The following is a 4,124-nucleotide window of genomic DNA, read 5'->3' as shown; positions in this document are numbered from 1 at the left end:
GTTCATCCGCAATCTGCTCATTCGTCCCGATGCCGCCGAGCTCGAGCATTTCGTGCCTGCCATGACGATCATCGACCTGCCGTCCTTCCGCGCCGATCCCGCCCGCCACGGCAGCCGCACCGAAACGGTGATCGCCGTGGATCTCACGCGCAAGGTCGTGCTGATCGGCGGCACCTCCTATGCCGGCGAGATGAAGAAGTCGGTGTTCACCATGCTCAACTATCTGCTGCCGGCGAAAGGCGTGATGCCGATGCATTGCTCGGCCAACGAGGGTATGGCCGGCGACGCCGCCATCTTCTTCGGCCTGTCGGGCACCGGCAAGACGACACTCTCGGCCGATCCCTCGCGCACGCTGATCGGCGACGACGAGCATGGCTGGGGACCCCACGGCATCTTCAATTTCGAAGGCGGCTGCTACGCCAAGACGATCAAGCTGTCGGCGGAAGCCGAGCCGGAAATCTTCGCCACCACGCAGCGCTTCGGCACGGTGCTGGAAAATGTCGTGCTCGACGCTGATGGCGTGCCGGATTTCAACGACGGAAGGCTGACCGAAAACACACGCTGCGCCTACCCGCTGGATTTCATCCCCAACGCCAGCAAGACCGGCCGCGCCAACCATCCGAAGAACATCATCATGCTGACCGCCGATGCGTTCGGCGTGATGCCGCCGATCGCGCGGCTGACCCCGGCGCAGGCGATGTATCATTTCCTCTCCGGCTACACCGCCAAGGTGGCCGGAACCGAAAAGGGCGTGACCGAGCCCGAAGCGACGTTTTCGACCTGTTTCGGCGCCCCGTTCATGCCGCGCCATCCATCGGAATACGGCAATCTGCTGCGCGAGCTGATTGCCCGCCACGGCGCCGATTGCTGGCTGGTCAACACCGGCTGGACCGGCGGCGCCTACGGCACCGGCAAGCGCATGCCGATCAAGGCGACGCGGGCCTTGCTTGCCGCCGCACTCGACGGCTCGCTCAAGACGGCCGAGTTCCGCACCGACCCTCATTTCGGTTTCGAGGTGCCGGTGGCGGTTCGAGGCGTCGACAGCGCCATTCTCGACCCGCGCTCCACCTGGGCCGACAAGGCCGGCTATGACCGGCAGGCGGCAAGGCTGGTCGGCATGTTCGCCGTCAATTTCGAGAAATTCGAAAGCCATGTCGATGCCGTGGTGCTGGGTGCGGCGCCGCGCATGCAGGAAGCGGCGGAGTAATCGCGCTACGGGGTTCAGCTTCGTTGAAAGGCCCGGTTCGATCGGGCCTTTTCTTTTTCGATCCGCCGCGCCATGACTGCGGCATGGCGAGCGACGACAACATCATCATATCAGGCGATGCGGTGATCCATCCGGGCGACCTGCACGAGGATTTCATCCGCTCGTCCGGTCCCGGCGGCCAGAACGTCAACAAGGTGGCGACGGCGGTGCAACTGCGCTTCGACGCCGCCAACGCAGCGGGTCTGTCGGAGCGCGTGCGCGAGCGGACGATCAAGCTTGCCGGCCAGCGTGCCACCAAGGACGGCGTCGTTGTCATCGAAGCGGGCCGCTTCCGCACCCAGGAACAGAACCGGGCGGATGCGCGGGCACGGCTGACGGCACTGGTCGCCAAGGCCGCCGAACCGCCGCCGCCACCGCGCAAGAAGACGCGGCCGTCAAAGGGTGCCGTGGAACGGCGGCTGAAGAGCAAGGCCGGGCGAGGCACGATCAAGAAGCTGCGCGGCCGGGTGGAGAACGATTAAGCACCGCGAAGCTGCAACGCGCGGGTGGCTTCCAATTCTGGGTTGCAGATGGCAAGCTGCGATCACCCACCACAGCAATGGAGACCAACGATGGGCATGTTCGATTTCGTCAAGAGTGTCGGCAAGAAACTGGGCATCGGCGGTGACGACGAAGCCGCACCCACGGCCGACACACTCAAGAAGGAGCTCGATTCGCACAAGCTCGGCACCGATGGCGTCGAGGTCGTCGTCAACGGCGATACGGCGGTGCTGAAGGGTGTGGTCAAGGACCAGTCGATCTTCGAGAAGGCGGTCATCGCCGTCGGCAACACGCTCGGCGTCTCCAAGGTGCAGGCGGACGAATTACAGGTCGCGCCAGCACCTGGCACGGCCGCCGCCCCGGCCAAGGAGCCCACCTTTTACACCGTGAAGAAGGGCGACAATCTCTGGAAGATCGCCGAGAAAAGCTACGGCAAGGGCCAAGGCGTCAAGAACACGGTCATATTCGAGGCCAACAAGCCGATGCTGACCCATCCCGACAAGATCTATCCGGGCCAGGTGCTGCGCATCCCCGACCTCGCCTGATCGGCGACTGCCAATTCGACAAGAGCGGCGGCTTTCGGGTCGCCGTTTTCATTTGATCGTGACATTTTACGGTTCCGAACCATCCAAGAGGCGATCGAATCCGTGCTCGTTCTGCCCAAAGGCGTCCGCCACATGCCGGCCTACCTGTCACGCACCGTGCAGGAAGAACTGGTCGACGAGGTGAGACGGATCGTGCAGCAGGCGCCGCTGTTCGTGCCGGCCATGCCGCGCACCGGCAAGGAGATGAGCGTGCGCATGACCAATTGCGGGCCGCTGGGCTGGGTCACCGACAAGGAGCACGGCTATCGTTACCAGCCGGCGCATCCGCTAACCGGGGCGCCTTGGCCGCCAATTCCGGATGCGCTGCTCGACCTGTGGCGCGAGGTCTCGGGCTATCCGCATCCGCCGGAAGCGTGCCTGATCAATTTCTACACGGCGGATGCGAAGATGGGCCTGCATCAGGACCGCGACGAGGCCGACTTTTCGGCGCCGGTCGTCTCCGTCTCGCTCGGCGACGACTGCCTGTTCCGGGTTGGCCAGACCACGCGTGATGGCGCCACCAAGTCGTTCAGGCTGCAAAGCGGTGATGTCGTGGTGCTCGGCGGCGAGGGGCGGCTGTGCTTTCACGGCGTCGATCGGATCTATCCCTCGACCTCGGCGCTGCTGAAAAACGGTGGGCGGATCAATCTGACATTGCGACGGGTGACGAAGCCGGCCGTCACAGCTTCCTGAGCGCCACTTCCTCGATCAGGTGGTCGGCGCCCTTGCGCAGGATCAAGTCGGCGCGGGCCCGCGTCGGCAGGATGTTCTCGCGCAGATTCTTCAAATTGATGTTGGTCCACAGGCCTTCGGCGATGGCGCGCGCCGAACCCTCCGACAGCTGCGAGTAGCGGTGAAAGAAGGAGTCCGGATTGCGGAAGGCGGTCTCACGCAGCCGCATGAAGCGGGAAATGTACCAGTTGTGGATCAGCTTCTCGTCGGCATCGATGTAGATGGCGAAATCGAAGAAGTCCGACAGGAAAGGCACGATCTTGCCGTCCTGCGGCAGCTTGCCGGGCTGCAGGACATTGATGCCTTCGAAGATCAATATGTCGGGCCGGTCGATGGTGACGAACTCGCCGGGAATGACGTCATAGGTGAGGTGCGAATAGACCGGCGCGCGGACATCGGGCAGCGCCGACTTGATGCCCGACAGGAAGCGCAGCAGCGCGCCGACATCGTAACTGTCTGGAAAACCCTTGCGCTCCATCAGGTTCTCGCGGCGCAGGACCTCGTTGGGCAGCAGGAAGCCGTCGGTGGTGATGAGATCGACCTTGGGGCTCGACGGCCAGCGCGCCAAAAGCTCCTTCAGCACGCGTGCGGTGGTCGATTTGCCGACCGCGACGGAACCGGCGATGCCGATGATGAAGGGCGTCTTGACCACGTCGACCGCGTTGAAGAAGGCCTGGCGTTGCCGAAACAGCAGCTGGCTCGCTTCGACATGAGCCGACAACAGCCGCGACAGCGACAGATAGATGCGCGTGACCTCTTCGAGATCGACCGGATCGTTGAGCGACCGCAGGCGGCGGAATTCGTCCGCACTCAGCGTCAGCGGCGTGTCGGCGCGGAATTGCGACCATTGCTCGGCGGAGAAGAAGCGAAACGGGGAATACTTCTCGGTCGGCGCGAGCTGATCCATCGAGATACCTGCCCTTCCTCGCGGTCAGCCCTTGGGCCGTGACGCCTTCTCGGCGATGCCCGAACGCCGGGTGCGGCCTTCGAGCTCCTTGAGCACGTCGCTCAGCAAAACCCCCGAGAGGCCGAGAACGACGAGCCAATGATATATAAGATCG

5 protein-coding genes and 1 pseudogene are annotated in these 4,124 nt (G+C 63.7%); 4 read left to right on the top strand and 2 right to left on the bottom strand.

All coding sequences use genetic code 11. The annotated features are described in order from the left end of the window. The 4 genes from ENZ74_RS24015 to ENZ74_RS24000 form a co-directional block, all read left to right on the top strand. The coding region (locus ENZ74_RS24015) for a phosphoenolpyruvate carboxykinase (RefSeq protein ID WP_127313033.1) at positions 1-1,207 on the top strand (1,207 nt) is incomplete at its 5' end. 83 nt (positions 1,208-1,290) lie between these two features. Beyond that, positions 1,291-1,728, top strand: coding sequence for an alternative ribosome rescue aminoacyl-tRNA hydrolase ArfB (gene arfB / locus ENZ74_RS24010; RefSeq protein WP_063170436.1), 438 nt, complete (start codon positions 1,291-1,293; stop codon positions 1,726-1,728). 90 nt (positions 1,729-1,818) lie between these two features. After that, on the top strand, positions 1,819-2,292 hold the full coding sequence (lysM, locus tag ENZ74_RS24005) for a peptidoglycan-binding protein LysM (protein WP_013528340.1): 474 nt from the start codon (positions 1,819-1,821) through the stop codon (positions 2,290-2,292). A 102-nt stretch (positions 2,293-2,394) separates the two neighbouring features. Further along, entirely contained in the window at positions 2,395-3,024 is a 630-nt protein-coding gene (locus tag ENZ74_RS24000; RefSeq protein WP_013528341.1) for an alpha-ketoglutarate-dependent dioxygenase AlkB, read from the top strand. Here ENZ74_RS24000 and coaA read toward each other — a convergent pair. Together coaA and ENZ74_RS35320 are read right to left on the bottom strand one after the other, a co-directional pair. Beyond that, positions 3,011-3,970, bottom strand: a complete 960-nt coding sequence (gene coaA, locus ENZ74_RS23995) for a type I pantothenate kinase (RefSeq protein WP_013528342.1) — start codon at positions 3,968-3,970, stop codon at positions 3,011-3,013. The genes ENZ74_RS24000 and coaA overlap by 14 nt on opposite strands. 24 nt (positions 3,971-3,994) lie before the next feature. Further along, positions 3,995-4,124 (bottom strand): annotated as a pseudogene (locus tag ENZ74_RS35320) (phosphoribosyl-ATP pyrophosphatase); the annotation flags it as partial.

The organism is Mesorhizobium sp. M7A.F.Ca.CA.002.15.2.1, from assembly GCF_003998715.1.
GTDB classification, from domain to species: domain Bacteria; phylum Pseudomonadota; class Alphaproteobacteria; order Rhizobiales; family Rhizobiaceae; genus Mesorhizobium; species Mesorhizobium ciceri.
This window is presented reverse-complemented; position numbering and strand designations above follow the sequence as displayed.